The organism is Mesorhizobium sp. M1217 (assembly GCF_040318275.1).
Taxonomy (GTDB): Bacteria; Pseudomonadota; Alphaproteobacteria; order Rhizobiales; family Rhizobiaceae; genus Mesorhizobium.
In genome coordinates this window covers 311,205-326,610 of the sequence record NZ_JAMYMA010000005.1, presented here as the reverse complement: position 1 = coordinate 326,610, position 15,406 = coordinate 311,205, and the positions used below count along the sequence as shown (strand labels likewise).

Annotated in this window: 18 protein-coding genes; 9 read left to right on the top strand and 9 right to left on the bottom strand. The window is 63.1% G+C overall.

Translation table 11 applies throughout. The annotated features are described in order from the left end of the window. Window positions 1–22: 22 nt before the first annotated feature. The 3 genes from NKH37_RS11190 to rsmI all read right to left on the bottom strand — a co-directional run bounded on the left by NKH37_RS11190 (window position 23) and on the right by rsmI (window position 2,573). Window positions 23–1,060: a complex I NDUFA9 subunit family protein gene (locus tag NKH37_RS11190; protein ID WP_353023486.1), complete on the bottom strand. Its 1,038-nt coding sequence runs from the start codon at window positions 1,058–1,060 to the stop codon at window positions 23–25. 216 nt (window positions 1,061–1,276) lie between these two features. Further along, window positions 1,277–1,654 carry a YraN family protein gene (locus NKH37_RS11185; protein WP_023718831.1) on the bottom strand — a complete coding sequence of 126 codons (378 nt, stop codon included), beginning with the start codon at window positions 1,652–1,654 and terminating at the stop codon, window positions 1,277–1,279. Continuing rightward, window positions 1,647–2,573, bottom strand: coding sequence for a 16S rRNA (cytidine(1402)-2'-O)-methyltransferase (gene rsmI / locus NKH37_RS11180; RefSeq protein ID WP_352495438.1), 927 nt, complete (start codon window positions 2,571–2,573; stop codon window positions 1,647–1,649). Before rsmI ends, NKH37_RS11185 begins: the two co-directional genes overlap by 8 nt. 175 nt (window positions 2,574–2,748) lie before the next feature. On the opposite strand from rsmI, the gene NKH37_RS11175 reads away from it, so the two are divergent. Together NKH37_RS11175 and NKH37_RS11170 are read left to right on the top strand one after the other, a co-directional pair. Further along, on the top strand, window positions 2,749–2,931 hold the full coding sequence (locus NKH37_RS11175) for a hypothetical protein (RefSeq protein WP_352815889.1): 183 nt from the start codon (window positions 2,749–2,751) through the stop codon (window positions 2,929–2,931). Between the two features lie 7 nt (window positions 2,932–2,938). Next, entirely contained in the window at window positions 2,939–3,127 is a 189-nt protein-coding gene (locus NKH37_RS11170; RefSeq protein WP_023718834.1) for a hypothetical protein, read from the top strand. A 541-nt stretch (window positions 3,128–3,668) separates the two neighbouring features. Here the strand turns inward: NKH37_RS11170 and hemW are convergent. From hemW to rph, 4 genes are read right to left on the bottom strand one after another with little or no spacing between them, the layout of a single operon-like run. Continuing rightward, window positions 3,669–4,832: a radical SAM family heme chaperone HemW gene (gene hemW, locus NKH37_RS11165; RefSeq protein ID WP_353006062.1), complete on the bottom strand. Its 1,164-nt coding sequence runs from the start codon at window positions 4,830–4,832 to the stop codon at window positions 3,669–3,671. Further along, window positions 4,829–5,506, bottom strand: a complete 678-nt coding sequence (gene rdgB, locus NKH37_RS11160) for an RdgB/HAM1 family non-canonical purine NTP pyrophosphatase (RefSeq protein WP_023718837.1) — start codon at window positions 5,504–5,506, stop codon at window positions 4,829–4,831. The genes hemW and rdgB overlap by 4 nt, the downstream gene beginning before the upstream one ends. Continuing rightward, window positions 5,506–5,916 carry a VOC family protein gene (locus NKH37_RS11155; protein ID WP_023718838.1) on the bottom strand — a complete coding sequence of 137 codons (411 nt, stop codon included), beginning with the start codon at window positions 5,914–5,916 and terminating at the stop codon, window positions 5,506–5,508. Before NKH37_RS11155 ends, rdgB begins: the two co-directional genes overlap by 1 nt. A gap of 33 nt (window positions 5,917–5,949) precedes the next feature. Then, window positions 5,950–6,666 (bottom strand): ribonuclease PH, encoded by a 717-nt coding sequence (gene rph, locus NKH37_RS11150; protein ID WP_023718839.1) that lies wholly within the window; start codon window positions 6,664–6,666, stop codon window positions 5,950–5,952. Between the two features lie 132 nt (window positions 6,667–6,798). Between rph and hrcA the strand changes: the two genes are divergently transcribed. The 6 genes from hrcA to NKH37_RS11120 all read left to right on the top strand — a co-directional run bounded on the left by hrcA (window position 6,799) and on the right by NKH37_RS11120 (window position 12,528). Continuing rightward, window positions 6,799–7,911, top strand: coding sequence for a heat-inducible transcriptional repressor HrcA (hrcA, locus tag NKH37_RS11145; RefSeq protein ID WP_352481369.1), 1,113 nt, complete (start codon window positions 6,799–6,801; stop codon window positions 7,909–7,911). A 33-nt stretch (window positions 7,912–7,944) separates the two neighbouring features. Next, window positions 7,945–8,142 (top strand): hypothetical protein, encoded by a 198-nt coding sequence (locus tag NKH37_RS11140; RefSeq protein WP_023718841.1) that lies wholly within the window; start codon window positions 7,945–7,947, stop codon window positions 8,140–8,142. A gap of 101 nt (window positions 8,143–8,243) precedes the next feature. Continuing rightward, window positions 8,244–9,599, top strand: a complete 1,356-nt coding sequence (locus tag NKH37_RS11135; RefSeq protein WP_353006063.1) for a PQQ-dependent sugar dehydrogenase — start codon at window positions 8,244–8,246, stop codon at window positions 9,597–9,599. Between the two features lie 88 nt (window positions 9,600–9,687). Beyond that, a complete protein-coding gene (locus NKH37_RS11130) occupies window positions 9,688–10,311 on the top strand; it encodes a LysE family translocator (RefSeq protein WP_353006064.1) in 624 nt (207 codons plus the stop codon). A 165-nt stretch (window positions 10,312–10,476) separates the two neighbouring features. Continuing rightward, window positions 10,477–11,457 (top strand): cysteine synthase A, encoded by a 981-nt coding sequence (gene cysK / locus NKH37_RS11125; RefSeq protein ID WP_023718844.1) that lies wholly within the window; start codon window positions 10,477–10,479, stop codon window positions 11,455–11,457. Window positions 11,458–11,904: 447 nt separating this feature from the next. Beyond that, a complete protein-coding gene (locus NKH37_RS11120; RefSeq protein ID WP_023718845.1) occupies window positions 11,905–12,528 on the top strand; it encodes a glutathione S-transferase family protein in 624 nt (207 codons plus the stop codon). Window positions 12,529–12,543: 15 nt separating this feature from the next. On the opposite strand, the gene NKH37_RS11115 is transcribed toward NKH37_RS11120, so the two are convergent. Together NKH37_RS11115 and NKH37_RS11110 are read right to left on the bottom strand one after the other, a co-directional pair. Beyond that, window positions 12,544–13,803 carry an RNA polymerase sigma factor gene (locus NKH37_RS11115; RefSeq protein ID WP_353006065.1) on the bottom strand — a complete coding sequence of 420 codons (1,260 nt, stop codon included), beginning with the start codon at window positions 13,801–13,803 and terminating at the stop codon, window positions 12,544–12,546. After that, the gene (locus tag NKH37_RS11110; protein ID WP_023718846.1) at window positions 13,800–14,153 is read right to left on the bottom strand and encodes a YciI family protein; all 354 of its coding nucleotides are present in this window, start codon (window positions 14,151–14,153) and stop codon (window positions 13,800–13,802) included. Before NKH37_RS11110 ends, NKH37_RS11115 begins: the two co-directional genes overlap by 4 nt. 259 nt (window positions 14,154–14,412) lie before the next feature. Between NKH37_RS11110 and NKH37_RS11105 the strand changes: the two genes are divergently transcribed. Then, window positions 14,413–15,372, top strand: coding sequence for a TAXI family TRAP transporter solute-binding subunit (locus tag NKH37_RS11105; protein WP_352592304.1), 960 nt, complete (start codon window positions 14,413–14,415; stop codon window positions 15,370–15,372). Window positions 15,373–15,406: the final 34 nt, after the last annotated feature.

Sequence of the window (15,406 nt, the reverse complement as noted above, 5' to 3'; positions counted from 1 at the left end):
CCGCCAGGATCAGGGGGCCGTCCTAAGGCGGAGACGAGCGCGAGCCTACGCCTCGGCGCTGTTCGATCACGCGGATCACCTCGTCGATATCCCGCGGCTCGATGTCGAGTTCCTTCAGGCCCGGCGCGTCAATTGCTGCCACATTATCCTGACGCATAAGATCGATCTGGTTGCGTGTTATGGGGGCAGCCGGGAGGAGTTCCGCGACGCCAGCCAAGGCGTTCCATACAGCAAACGGCACCGGCATCAGCTTTACGTGCGTATCGAGCTGTCGGGCGATCTCCCGAAGCAGTTCCTTATAGGTATAGATACGCGGGCCGCCGAATTCGAATATGGGTGAACCCTTGTGGCTTCGCCCGTCGATCAGCCTGCTCACTGCTTCCGCGACGTCGGCCACATAGACCGGCTGAAGCCGTGTGCCACCATCGCCGAACAGCGGATAGACCGGCAGGAGGCGTATCAGCCTCACAATGGTCGTGAGGAAAGCGTCGTCAGGTCCTGTCATGACGGCGGGACGCACAATGAAAGCGCCGGGAAATGCGTTTCCCACGGCAACTTCTCCGCGCCCACGTGCCCTTATATAATTCGAATCCGATTGAGGATCGGAGCCGATCCCTGAAATCTGGACGAACTGATCGATCTCGACCTTGCGCGACACGGCAGCGAGATCGGCCGCGGCTTTCACATGGACGCGTTCAAAGGTCTGGACGCCCTGCTCGACGTAAAGACTGATAGCATTCACGACCGCCTGTGATCCGGTAATGGCCGACCCAATCGAGGACGCATCCAATATATCCGCCTCGACTGCTTCGGGCATCCTTGTAATCGAGGAAAAGACCAGGGCCACGCGAGCCGGATGGCGAGATGCGGCGCGCACCGTGAAACCCCTTTCCAGGAGCCGCGTCACGATCCTGCGCCCGAGAAAGCCAGTTCCGCCGAACACGGTGACGATCCGTTCCTGGTTGAGATCGTCAGGATCCATTTGCCTCGCCATCCCTTGTCCTCGCACGCCTGCCACGAGGACTGCCCTGATCGGCATTTGAACCAGCCCGTCGAACATCAGGACGGTTGGAGAACAACGCAGGAACGCTTTTGTTCCAGTCAGTGCTGGGCGGAGACCAGGTCGACAAACCGATCGATTGAGCGAATCCAGGTGAGCGTCGGCACATGATCCAGGCAGCAAATGGCGCTACTTGCTTGTTCCCATCGACGAGACGACAGGCAATCGAATCTGAACCGGAGATCGCGGCAAAACCGACCCCACTTCGGGAATGACCTAGTTCCCCCCGTAAAAAACGTTCTCGACATGCACCGGCCAGCGCCACGGCAATACCGCCACCATGTCGAAGCGCACCGATAATTTTCCGTAGTCGGATTGGCGCGACAGCCAGAAATCGGCCGCGCCTTCGATGCGGCGCTCCGATTCGCGGCCGACGGCCTCCATCGCCTCGATCAGCGTACGGCGTGCCTTGACCTCGACGATCAGCACCAAATCGCCACGCCGCGCGATCAGGTCGATCTCGCCAAACCTGGTACGGTGGCGGCGGGCAAGAATCCGGTAGCCCTTCAGCATCAGCGCCGCCGCCGCCAGCCATTCACCGTGATGGCCGCGCCGGTAGGCCTTTTGCCGGCTGGCGCTCCGCCGTTCAGCCATCGCGGTCTCCGCCGGCCCCGTCTCTTCCGGCATTCCTGAGGTCGAGCAGCCGTCGGTAGAGCGTCTGTTTTTGGCCACCCGTCATCTTGGCGGCTTCCGCCGCCGCCTTGGAGGCCGGCATCTCGGCCGCCAGCGAAAGCAGCAGCCGGTCGATGTCTTCAGGCTCATCAGCGACCGCATCGGCCGGGCCGACGCAGATGACGATTTCGCCCTTAGGCGTATCGGCTGCCGCGTAATGGCCGGCGAGTGACTGCAGGGTGCCGGTCCGCATCTCCTCGAAAGTCTTGGTCAGCTCGCGGCCGATCGCCGCCTTGCGGGCGCCGCCCAGCACCTCGACCATGGCACTGAGCGTCTCGGCCAGCCGGCGCGGCGATTCGAAGAAGATCAACGTTGCCGGCACCGCCTTCAGCGCTTCCAGCCGCGTCAGCCGCTGGCCGGTCTTCACCGGCAGAAAGCCGGCAAACAGAAAGGCGTCCGAAGGCAGGCCGGATGCCGTCAGAGCGGCAAGTGGCGCCGACGGTCCGGGGATCGGCACGACACGAATGCCGCGTTCCAGCGCCTCGCCAACCAGCCGGTAGCCGGGATCGGAGATGAGCGGTGTGCCGGCATCAGAGATCAGCGCTACGCTCTGCCCGGCCAGCAGTGCCGCGATCAGCTTCGGCCCGGCCTCGGCGGCATTGTGCTCGTGATAGGCGGTGGTGCGGCGGCGGATGCCGTAGCGGTCGAGCAGGACGCGCGAAACACGCGTGTCCTCGCAGGCGACGATATCTGCGGCGGCGAGCGTTTCCAGCGCGCGCAGCGTGATGTCGGCGAGATTGCCGATCGGCGTAGCCACCAGATAGAGCGCCGGCTCGAGCGGCCGGGCGGCGATCTCGGTCTGCCCGACCACATAACTGCGTTTGGCCAATTCGCCGGTCACCTGCACAACTCCGTTCGACCCTGTTTGGCACGGCTCACGCCTGGTTGCAAAAGCCTGGGTTGCAAACGCCCGGTTCCAAACGGGGTCCCGACGTGAACCGGCCGCCATGCCTTTGCCATAGTAGGGAACGAAACCGTTGCCGGCGAATTTTAACCCTGATCTCGGGAGGAGCAGGATGGACAGCCTTACGATACAGGACGTTTTCGAACCCTGTTATGCCGGCCGCAAGCGCTTCGCCGCGCCAGGCGACAAGAGCCTGCGTGGCAACGCGGATGGCGAGGCCAGGAAACCGCTCGCACGCCAGCCATTGGCAGAGAGCAAGCCCGTAACCGAAACCGACAGCACGACGGAGCACTGACCGGACGATGCCCAATCGCTTCGATATTTTCATCACCCGTCTCGAAACAAAAAGCGCCCGCGATGGCGCAGCATCACATCCCACAGGCGACCAGCATTCTGCCCCGCGCGACAAGAGCGAGATCAAGCAGACCCGCTCCGGAGAAGCGCATGCCGAGAAGGACCGCGGCAAGCGTCGTTTCAAGCACGACGCTTAGCCGGGCACTTCGTCCTTCGCTAGGCCGCGATCGATCTCGCCTTGCGGATAGCTTCGGCATTTGGCCGAGGTGCGGCTTTCGAGGCCTTCACCGTTCTATCGATCTTATAGATCAGACCATCCTCAATATCGACATCACCTAAAAACCCTCCCCGAAAACGATGAAGGGGTTGAGCTTCGCTGTGGTAGCTAAATAAAGGAATATTATTGATAAAATGGTTTGTTGTGTTTGTAACCGTTACCTTATCTAGCCGAACCGGAGAGTTAATGGCCGATCTTATTCTGTCAACAAACTTGATAATCGTGGTGGGTCGTCGTTGGCTCGAAAGAGGGTAGATATCTTGGCCTTCAGCGCACATTCAACTGAAATCCCTGCAATATGGTAAGCTACATCATAGCGACCATTTGCAAGTAATGTGGACGCACTTCGTCCAAGCTCTCTTGACCGTGCCTTCCATTCGTCTCGTGTCATTTTCGCCCCCTAAGACACGATCTGGATCTTAGTACCGAATAAGCTCGTTACAACTCCCTTCGAGGATTTACTACCGGGCCAGATCCGCTACGACCGCATCGAGCACGATCATGCCGGCCGGCGTGGCGCGCAGGCGGGTATTGCCGATCGGCGCCACCAGGCCTTCGTGCTGCAGCACCGACAGCCGTGCCGTCGACAGGCCGCGCCCTGAGAAGGCCTCGTAGCGGGAAAGGTCGATGCCTTCCGCCAGCCTTAGCCCCATCAGCAGGAACTCGTCGGCTTCGTCCGATCGCGTCAGGATCTCGCCGCCGGTGACGCCATGGCCCTTGGCCTCGACCAGATTGGCCCAGGTCTCCGGCATTTTCTCGGCGATTGTCACCACGCGCCGCCCGCTCTCGACGAAACGGCCATGCGCGCCGGGACCGACGCCGACATATTCGCCATAGCGCCAGTAGGTGAGATTGTGCCGGCTTTCGGCGCCGGGTCTGGCGTGGTTGGAAATCTCGTAGGCCGGCAGTCCGTGCGCGGCGGTGATCTCCTGCGTCAACGCATAGAGATCGGCGGCAACATCATTGTCTGGAATGATGAATTTCCTTGCTGCATGCAGTGCATGGAACGGCGTGCCTTCCTCGATAGTCAGTTGGTACAGCGACAGATGGTCGGCGGCGTGGCCGATCGCCTGCTCGAGTTCCGTCTGCCACGCTTCAGGCGTCTGGTCCGGCCGCGCGTAGATCAGGTCGAACGACAGCCGTGGGAAAATCTCGCGCGCCAGGCCGATCGCATGCAGGGCCTCATCGACATTGTGCAAACGGCCGAGAAAGCGCAGATCCTTGTCGTTCAGCGCCTGCACGCCAAGCGACACCCGGTTGACGCCCGCCGCGCGATAGCCGCGAAAGCGCTCGGCCTCGACCGAGGAAGGATTGGCCTCCAGCGTCACCTCGATGCCATCTGGTACCGTCCAGTTCTTCGCCACGACATCCAGCACCGCCGCCACGGTCTGCGGCTTCATCAGCGACGGCGTACCGCCACCGAGAAAGATGCTTGTCACCTCGCGCGGCCCGGTGCGGCCGCGCATGGTCGCCAACTCGGCCTCGAAGGCGCGCGCAAAACGCTCCTGGTCGACCGGCTGGTGGCGGACATGGCTGTTGAAGTCGCAATAGGGGCACTTGGCCGCGCAGAACGGCCAGTGGATGTAGACGCCAAAACCCGGGCTGCGGTCGAGCAGCATGGTCATGCGGCGGCCAATCGGGCTTGCGCGAATTTCTGGAAGGCGCGGGCGCGGTGCGACAATGCTGTCGGCTGGCCCGGCTTCCAGCCATGTTTTTCCTCAGCGGTCATCTCGCCGAAGGTTTTTTCGAACCCGTTGGGCAAGAACACCGGGTCGTAGCCGAAGCCGAGTTCGCCGCGCGGCGGCCATACCAGCGTACCTTCGACCTCGCCGCGAAAATATTCAGCCTGGCCGTCGGGAAAGGCTAGGCAGATGACCGCGACAAAGCGGCCCTTGCGCTGAGCAGGCGCGATCGCGCCAACTTCCTGCAAGGCCACTTCCGTGCGCTGCATGGCCATGCCGAAGTCGCGGGGGCCGTCCGGCGTCTCGGCCCAGTTGGCAGTGTAGACGCCGGGTGCGCCGTCGAGCGCATCGACACATAGGCCGGAATCGTCCGACAGCGCCGGCAATCCAGTGGCCTTGGCAGCGGCCAAGGCTTTTATGAGCGCGTTCTCCTCGAAAGTGGTGCCGGTCTCGTCCGGTTCCGGCAAGCCGTATTCCTTGGCGGACCTCGCTTCTATGCCGAACGGCGCCATCAGATCGGCGAATTCGCGCAATTTGCCGGCATTGTGGCTTGCGACGACGATCTTATGCCCATCAAGCGAATGAACAATTGGCGAATGAACAGTCTGCGAATGCATCAGATGCCCCAGATTCTTGGCTCGGCGAATTCGATCGAATTGCCCGAGGGGTCGCGAATATAGATCGAGCGGCCGCCTTGCGGCCACTCGAACTCGCTTTCGATGGCGATGCTCTTTGCTTCCAGGTGCGCTTTCCAGCGCACGATCTCGTCGGCGCTTGCGGCGAAACAGAGATGGCCCTCGCCGACGGCGCCATGCGGCGGCACTGGCAGCCTGGCGTCGGCCGGCGGCGGCACTTTCGTCGCCTCGGCATTGAAGATAAGCAGCACGCCGTCGCCGCAGCGGAAGAAGAGATGCCTGCCCTCGACCTTGCCGAGCGGATCGAGCCCGAGGACGCCCGAATAGAACCGTTCCGCGGCAGCAAGATCCGTTACGTAGAGTGCTGATTCCAGGATTGCGGAAGGAGTCACAGGATCGTCACCCTCATCGTCATAAACTGAAGATCAGTCCACCGCCATCTGCTGCAGGCTGACCAGGCGCTGAATGCCTTTCTTGGCCAGCCCCATCAAGGCCGCGAACTGCTCTTCCGAGAACGGTTCGCCCTCGGCCGTGCCCTGGATCTCGACGATGCCGCCCTTGCCGGTCATGACGAAATTGGCGTCGGTTCCGGCCGAGGAATCCTCGATATAGTCAAGGTCGATGACCGGCTGGCCATCATGGATGCCGCAGGAGATCGCCGCAACGTGATCCTTCAGCACCTTGCCCAGGCTCGCCATTTGGCGGGCTTCCATCCAGCGCAGGCAATCGTAAAGCGCCACCCAGCCGCCGGTGATCGAAGCGGTGCGCGTGCCGCCATCGGCCTGGATCACATCACAGTCGACGGTGATCTGCTGCTCGCCGAGCGCCTGCAGATCGACCACGGCGCGCAGGGAGCGGCCGATCAGCCGCTGGATCTCCAGCGTGCGGCCGCCTTGTTTGCCGGCCGAAGCCTCGCGGCGCATGCGCTCGCCGGTCGAACGCGGCAGCATGCCGTATTCCGCCGTCACCCAGCCCTTACCGGAGTTGCGCATCCAACCCGGCACCTTTTCCTCCAGGCTGGCCGTGCACAGCACATGCGTGTCGCCGAACTTCACCAGGCACGAGCCTTCCGCATGCTTGGAGACGCCGCGCTCGAAGGAGATGGGGCGCATTTCGTCGAACTGGCGTTTGGAAGGGCGCATTCAGGCTTCTTTCTTTCTTCGGGATCTTGGCCGGCTTGTAGCCGCACGGGGCGTGAGGCGCAAAGGAAAATGGACCGGTTGCGCCGACGCCGCGGAAGTCTATATCTTCGGGCCGGAGGTTTTTGGCTCGAAATGACCAAGGCAGTCGATCCCGGTTCGCAATCGCACGTGCTCCCGTCGCACGCGCTGCAATCGCCCGCGCTTCAATCGCTCGACATGCGTTCGCGCGACATCTTCCGGCGCATCGTCGATTCTTATCTGAGGGATGGCGAGCCGGTCGGCTCGCGCAGCCTGTCGCGCATCCTGCCGTCGTCGCTATCGCCGGCCACCATCCGCAACGTGATGAGCGACCTCGAGCATCTCGGCCTGATCTATGCGCCGCATATTTCGGCCGGCCGTCTGCCGACCCAGGCTGGCCTGCGCTTCTTCGTCGATGCGTTCATGGAACTCGGTGACCTCTCCGACGAGGAGCGCCGCACCATCGAGGCGCAGGTGCGCGCCTCCGGCTCGGGCGCGACGCTGGAGCACATGCTGACCGAAGCCAGCCAGATGCTGTCCGGCATGTCGCGCGGCGCCGGCCTCGTGCTCGCCGCCAAGAACGAGGTGGCGCTGAAGCACATCGAATTCATCCAGCTCGAGCCAACCAAGGCGCTGGCCGTGCTGGTGTCGCAGAACGGCGATGTCGAAAATCGCGTCGTCGATCTGCCCGCCGGCATCACCGTCTCGCAATTGCACGAAGCCTCCAACTTCCTCAACGCCCATATTCGCGGCCGCACGCTGGCCGAGGCGCGGGTCGAGATCGCCCGCATCAAGGAAGAGACCAGGGCAGCCCTCGATACGCTTTCACAGGATCTGGTCGAGAAGGGCCTGGCGGTCTGGGCAGGCGCCGAAAGCGGGGTGCCTGGGCGGCTTATCGTGCGCGGCCGCGCCAATCTCCTGGAAAACGTCACTGCCCAGGCCGACATCGAGCTACTGCGGCATCTCTTCGAGGACCTCGAAACCCAGGACGGGCTGATCCAGCTCCTCGACCTCGCCGAGGAAGGCCCGGGCGTGCGCATCTTCATCGGTTCGGAAAACAAGCTGTTTTCGCTGTCGGGCTCATCACTGGTGGTGGCACCCTATCGCGACAAGGACGCCCGCGTCGTCGGTGCGCTCGGCGTCATCGGGCCGACGCGGCTGAATTATGCGCGCATAGTACCGATGGTCGACTATACCGCGCAGCTGATTTCGCGCATGCTGCGCTAGGAGCCGCCGCGGCCTGCCGCAAGGAGAAAAAGAATGGCGCTGGAATCGTTCAAGGCCCAGATCAGCCTGCTGCTCGAAGAAATGATCAACCAGCCTGAGGATCAGCACGAGGTGCAAGAGCAGTTGCGCGAGAAGCTGCAAGAGATGCGGGCCATGGGCTTGCCGCTGCCGGCCGATCTGGTCGCGCTGGAAAAGCGCCTCGACGACGATTTCTACGCCGCCGGCAAGTGAATCGGGGTTCGGCTTCAAATCCTCGTGTGCTGGACGGCCGCTTGGAACGACCAATGCCTCATCCCGTTTGCCCTTTTCGAGGCGAATCCCGGAGGACGTTGATGATCCGATCTGGCGGCTTTGCGGCCATTGCCGCTGCTCTCCTTGTTGCGACACCGGCAGCCGCCCAGCAGGCGGATCAGAAGGTGCTCAAAGGCGAAGCCGCTTTTGGCGATTGGCACGCCGACAGGCCTGGCACCCGCCGCCTGATCGGGCCGCAAGACATGCCGCCAGCCGATCCCGCCCAATCCGCGTCGAACGGCGCCGGCGTGGCGGAACGGCCCGAAAGCGCCAAGCCAGATTTGCCGCCGGGCTTTTCGGCCGAACTGATCGCATCCGGCATCGTCAATCCGCGCGTCGTGCGCGTCGCTCCGAATGGCGACCTGTTCGTTGCCAACAGCCATGCCGACCAGATACGTGTCTATCGTCTCGCCGAGGGCAGCGCCAAGCCCATCGAGAAAGCGATCTTCGCCAAGCGGCTCAGTTATCCCTACGGCATCGCCTTCTATCCGCCAGGAGACAAGCCGCAATGGGTCTATGTCGCAAACAGCGACAGCATCGTCCGCTTTCCTTATCGCGACGGTGACCTGAAGGCATCCGGTAAACCAGAAACCATTGTCGCCAAAATCCCGTCGGGCGGTCACACGACCCGCGACATCGCCTTCTCGCCGGACGGCAAGACGCTTTATCTGTCGGTTGGCTCCGCCTCGAACGTCGCCGAGGACATAGGCAAGGAGCCGGATAGCGGCCTCGACGCCTGGGCCAAATCAAAGCCGCTCGGGGCGGCCTGGGGCTCCGAGGACGGCCGTGCCGATGTGCTCGCCTTCGATCCGGATGGGAAAAATCCCCGAACTGTCGCCACCGGCCTGCGCAACTGTACGGGCATGACCGTGCAGCCCGCCACCGGCGCATTGTGGTGCGTCGTCAATGAGCGCGACGAACTCGGCGACAATGTGCCGTTCGAATTTGCAACTGTAGTCAAGGACGGCGGATTCTATGGTTGGCCTTGGTACTACATCGGCAATCACGAGGATCCGCGCCATCAGGGCGAGCGGCCCGACCTAGCCGGTAAGGCCACTGTCCCGGACGTACTGATGCAGGCGCATTCGGCGCCGATGAATATAGCCTTCTACGACGGCAACAACTTCCCGGTGGATTATCAGGGTGACGCCTTCGTCACCATGCATGGTTCGTGGAATCGTGGCGCCAGGACCGGCTACAAGGTGGTGAGGCTCAAATTCAGGGATGGCAAGCCGACCGGCGAATATGAGGACTTCATGACCGGCTTCGTTATCTCGAACGACGCCGTCTGGGGCCGCCCGGTCGGTGTCGCGATGGCCAAGGACGGCTCGCTGATCGTCACCGAGGACGGCAACGGCACCATCTGGCGCGTTACCTACGAAGACGGCCGCTCTTGAACGGCGGTGTCGCCTGCTGCGCTGGCGCAATCGAATCCGGGCCGAGGGAATTCACCCAACTTTCCACATTGTGCGACAAGAGCGAATCATGACGCTCACCGGGTTCCTCGCCTATAGTGCTGCCCTCGGCATCGCCGCAGCCATCCCCGGCCCCGGCCCCGGCGTCACGGCACTCGTTGCGCGTGCGCTGGGTTCCGGCTTCCGCTCGTCGCTGGCCATGTCCTTCGGGCTGATGCTCGGCGACCTGACGTATCTCACGGCCGTGGTGCTCGGCCTCGCTTTCGTCGCACAGACCTTTGGCATGATCTTTCTGGTCATCAAATGGCTGGGCGTCGCCTACCTCGCTTTTCTTGGCTGGCGTTTCTGGACGAACGGCATCACGCCCGAGACGGTGGAGGCGAAGAAAGGCAAGGGCGGCTTGGCATCCAGCTTTGTAGCCGGTCTCGCCGTCACGCTCGGCAATCCGAAGACGATGATCTTCTATCTAGCCATCACCCCGACCATCGTCGATCTGAAGACGATCACGCTGGCCGATTACGGCATCCTAGTCGCGCTCACGATCGTCGTCCTGCTTGTGGTGCTGGTGCCTTATCTGGCGCTCGCGGCCAAAGCGCGCTGGTTCCTGAAGTCGCCGCGGGCGCTGAGGGCACTCAACCGCACCGCCGCCGGTTTCATGATCGGGGCGGCGGCAGCTATCGCCGCCCGCCAATAGACCTCTTTCGCCAAGCCGGCCAGGAATTGTCACGCCTTTCCAAGGCGAGGGCATTCGGCACGAACTTCACTCGGATATTTTCGATCGACAGCCTATCTTGCGCGGCGGATGGCTCTATCTTATGCCCGCCCGACTCTTGCCGCTTGACCTCTGGGAGGAAAATCAATGAACAAGCCCGCCACCCCCACACACGTGCCCGGCCGCGGCCGCATCTACAATTCGATCACCGAGACGATCGGCGACACGCCGTTGGTGCGGCTCGACAAATTCGCCAGGGAGAAGGGTGTCGTCGCCAATCTGCTGGCCAAGCTCGAATTCTTCAACCCGATCGCCTCGGTCAAGGACCGCATCGGCGTGTCGATGATCGAGGCACTGGAGGCTTCTGGGAGGATTACGCCCGGCAAGACCACGCTTATCGAGCCGACCTCGGGCAATACCGGCATCGCGCTCGCCTTTGCCGCCGCCGCCAAAGGCTACAAGCTGATCCTGACGATGCCGGAAACCATGTCGGTCGAGCGCCGCAAAATGCTGGCGCTGCTCGGCGCCGAGCTGGTGCTGACCGAAGGGCCGAAAGGCATGAAGGGCGCCATCGCCAAGGCCGACGAGCTGGCCGCGACGCTGCCCGATGCCGTCATTCCGCAACAATTCGAGAACCCGGCCAATCCGGAAATCCATCGCCGCACCACAGCCGAGGAAATCTGGAACGACACCCATGGCGAAGTCGATATCTTCGTTGCCGGCATTGGAACCGGCGGCACCATCACCGGCGTCGGCCAGGTGCTGAAGAAGCGCAAGCCCTCGGTGCATGTCGTCGCCGTCGAGCCGGAGGCCTCGCCGGTACTGTCCGGCGGCCAACCCGGCCCGCACAAGATCCAGGGCATTGGCGCCGGCTTCGCACCAAAAATCCTCGACACGACGATCTACGACGAGATCGTCAAGGTCTCGAACGAGGATTCGGTCGCCAATGCACGGCTCGTCGCCCGTCTCGAAGGTGTACCGGTCGGCATCTCGTCGGGTGCCGCCCTGCAGGCGGCGATCGTCGTCGGCTCGCGGCCGGAGAACAAGGGCAAGAACCTCGTCGTCGTCATCCCCTCCTTCGCCGAGCGCTATCTCTCCACGATCCTATTCGAGGGATTGGGTGCTTAGAGTCTGGACACCTCGTCATCCCAGGGGGGAGCGAACGCGAAGCGGAGCGCAGACCCTGGGATCCATTCCGTGACCGTGGCCAACGAATACCGCGGTGCAGAAAACGAAAGCCATTGCAACATCGACAGCATGCACGCTGTCTTCCGACATCTAAAGGCTCTGCACCGTCGCGACGCTCGGAAGTTGCGGCATGGATCCCAGGGTCTGCGCCGCGTCGCTTCGCTCCTTGCTCCGCCCTGGGATGACGAAGTGGAGGGGTGTTTCAGCTAATCTCGAAGGTTTGTACTGTGCTAGTTCACCTAAGGGGCAGCAGGCTCCAACGCGTGCGCCGAGGACCCAGATAACAGCGCTGGACTGCTGAAAAACCACCTGTGGCGGGCGTCGTTCGCTTGAGCGGCGAGTCACTTCCATATCAAATCGTCGCTGCACCGGCAGGTGGAGGACTTCATGTACAAGCTCTATACGCGTGCCAATACCGGCGGCTTTGTCGTCGAGGCGGCGCTTGCTTTAGCGGGAGTGCCTTTCGACCAGATCGATGTTCCAAAAGGCCGACCCAACCAAGCCTTCCTCGACATCAATCCCTTGAACCAGGTCCCGGTCCTGGTCTTGCCGGACGGGCATTCGATGACCGAGTCGGCGGCAATCTGCATCCTGCTCGCCGAACGCTATCCGGAAGCAGCTCTAGCGCCGGCAGCGAACACACCTGACCGTGCCGACTTCCTGCGCTGGATGTTTTTCATGTCCTCCGTCATCTATTCGGCTGACCTGCGGTTCTTCTACGCTCATCGCTACACGACAGATCCCGGCGGCGTGGAAGCCGTCAAACAGGCGGCGGTCTCAGAAATGGATCGCGGCTTCGCCATTCTCGATGCCGCCCTCGAAGGCCGCGACTGGCTGGTCGGCGACCGGCTCTCGCTGGCCGACATCTATCTCGTCATGTTGGTGGCTTGGCATCCCGAGGTCGCGAAGATTCCAACCGCTTGGCCGAACATCGAACGCCTGTGGGCCAATTTGCGGGAACATCGGGTGATAAAGAGGCTGAATGCTTCCCACGACATGTGGCCGGCCTAAGCACTCCGCCTTGTCTCAGTGTCTTTCCGCGCGGTCGAGACCTGCCCGTCGTTCCTGCAGGAACCGGCGCACGGCCGGATCGCGTTCGAGGCCGATAGCCCGGTCATAGGCCTCGCTCGCTTGCGGAACTCTGCCGAGTCTTGCCAGCAGGCCCGCTCGGGCGGCCCAGTAAGGTTGATAGTCATACAGCCGCTTGTCGCCGCTGAGTTGATCAAGGGCGCCCAATCCTGCCGAAGCACCTTCGGCCTCGGCAATCGCCACCGCACGGTTGATCGACACCACCGGCGAGCCGGCAATCACCGACAGCGCGTCGTAGAGCTCCTTGATCGCGACCCAGTCGGTGCCGCCGGTCAGCCGCCTTGTCGCATGGGCTGACTGCACGGCGGCCTCGAGCTGGTAGCGGCCGACCACGCCCTTGGCAGCGGCGCGCCCGAGCAGCATCTCCGCTTCGTCGATCATTGTATCGTCCCACAGTGCAAGATCCTGCCCCGCTAGCGGCACATAGTCGCCTGCCGCATTGCGCCGCGCTGCGCGCCGCGCTTCGGCGAACAGCATCAGCGCCAGCAGGCCGAGTGCTTCCGGCTCATCCGGCATCAGCGAGGCGACCAGCCGGCCGAGCCAGATGCCTTCGGTCGCGAGATTGCGCCGCTGCGCTTCGGTGCCGGCGGGGTCGGACCAGCCTTCGGCAAACGCCGCGTAGATCGCTTCCAGAACGGTGCCCAGCCGCTCGCCGAGTTCGGCCCGCTCCGGTACGCGGAACGGAATGCCGGTCTCGCGGATGCGGGTCTTGGCGCGCACCAGGCGCTGGCTCATCGTGGCCGGCGAGACAAGAAAGGCCGAGGCGATGGTCGCTGCGTCGAAGCCCAGAACGGTCTGCAGGATCAGCGGCGCGCGGACACCGGCCTCGATCGCCGGATGAGCGCAAGCAAACATCAGCCTGAGCCGCTCGTCCGGCAGGTCTTCGTCGGCCATGCGTGCCTCCATCTCCTCCGCGATCAGCCTGAGGTGGTCGCGGCCCGCCTCGCTTGTCAGCCGCCGTCTGAGCGCGTCGACGCGGCGCCGGCGCGCCACCGCCAGCAGCCAGGCTTCCGGCTTGTCGGGCACGCCCGCCTGTGGCCAACGCTCGAGCGCCGCTGCAAAGGCATCGGCCAAGGCGTCCTCGGCAGCGGCCACGTCGCGCGTGCGTGCGGCGAGATAGGCGACCAGCTTGCCGTAGCTTTGCCGGGCGGCCGCTTCCGCCGCCGCCCGCGCGGTGTCGGGCAGTTCAGGCGTCACATGGTGAGTTCCCAGATCGGCCGCACCTCTACCGTGCCGGTGCTGGCGCCCGGGCAGCGCGCCGCCCAGGCAATAGCCGCGTCGACGTCCTCCGCTTCGATCATATAGAAACCGGCAAGCTGCTCCTTGGTGTCGGCATAGGGGCCGTCGAGCACGTTGGTCTTGCCATTGGCCATCCGCACCGAGGTAGCGGATTGCGTCGGCTTCAGCCGGTCGCCGGCGAGCCAGGCGCCGGATTTCTTCAACGCTTCGGTGTAGGCGACGTACGCGCTCGACATCTGTGTCACCGCATCTGCCGGCGCCGCTGCCATCCCCGCTTCGTTTCCGTAGATCAAAAGCATATATCGCATGGTCTTCTCCCGTTTCTCGAAGGCCGCATCGTTGCGAGCCGGACTTATGTCGCGCGGCCCTGCCGGATTTCGACAGGTGCTGGAAAAATCTTTCTGCCGCGACGCGACCTCGCGCAAGCGCCAACCTGTTGCGGCATTGCTTAGCCGTTCGTCTAATCGCTGCTATTGCGGGTTGGCATTTCCCGCCCGCTGTCTAAACTCGCTTCGCTTCGTGCCGCAGAGGAGGGCACGGCGGCGAGTTTTTCAGGGAGGAAATCGCATGCTCAATTTCAGGACGAAATTTGTTGCAGCCGGCGCGCTGGCGCTGTCGCTTGGCCTTGGCGCGGTATCGGTCAAGGCACAGGAATTCATCAACGTGCTGACCGGCGGCACGTCGGGCGTCTACTATCCGCTCGGCGTCGCGCTATCGGAGATCTATAGCAAGGGCATAGAAGGCGCGCGCACCCAGGTGCAGGCGACGAAAGCGTCGGTCGAAAACCTCAATCTCTTGCAGCAGGGCAAGGGCGAGATCGCTTTCGCGCTTGGCGATTCCGTCAAGCTGGCCGCCGAGGGCAATACCGAAGCCGGCTTCCCAGGCAAGCTCGACAAGCTGCGCGGCATTGCCGCCATCTATCCCAACTACATCCAGATCGTCGCCAGCAAGGAGTCCGGCATCAAGACGCTCGCCGACCTCAAGGGCAAGAGCCTGTCGGTCGGCGCGCCGGCCTCGGGCACCGAGCTCAACGCCCGCACGATCTTCGCCGCTGCCGGGCTGAAATACGAAGACCTCGGGCGGATCGAATATCTGCCCTTCGCCGAATCGGTGGAGCTGATCAAGAACCGCCAGCTCGACGCCACGCTGCAATCGGCTGGCCTGGGCGTTGCCTCGATCCGCGACCTCGCCACCTCGGTACCGGTCAACATCGTTGCGGTGCCGGCGGAGGACGTCGCCAAGATCGGCTCGCCCTATCTTTCCGTGGTCATCCCGAAAGGCACCTATGAGGGCCAGACCGATGATGTCGCGACCGCCGCCGTCGGTAATTTCCTGATCACCAGCGCCGATGTCTCCGACGAGACCGCCTACCAGATGACCAAGCTGCTGTTCGAGCATCTCGACCAGCTCACCGCTGCCCATGCCGCCGCCAAGGCGATCGACCCGGCCAAGGCGCTCGACGGCATGCCGGTGCCGCTGCATCCAGGCGCCGAGAGGTATTACAAGGAAAAGGGATTGGTGAAGTAAGGCGCCATCCCTCCCCCTTGAGGGGAGGGTGGCC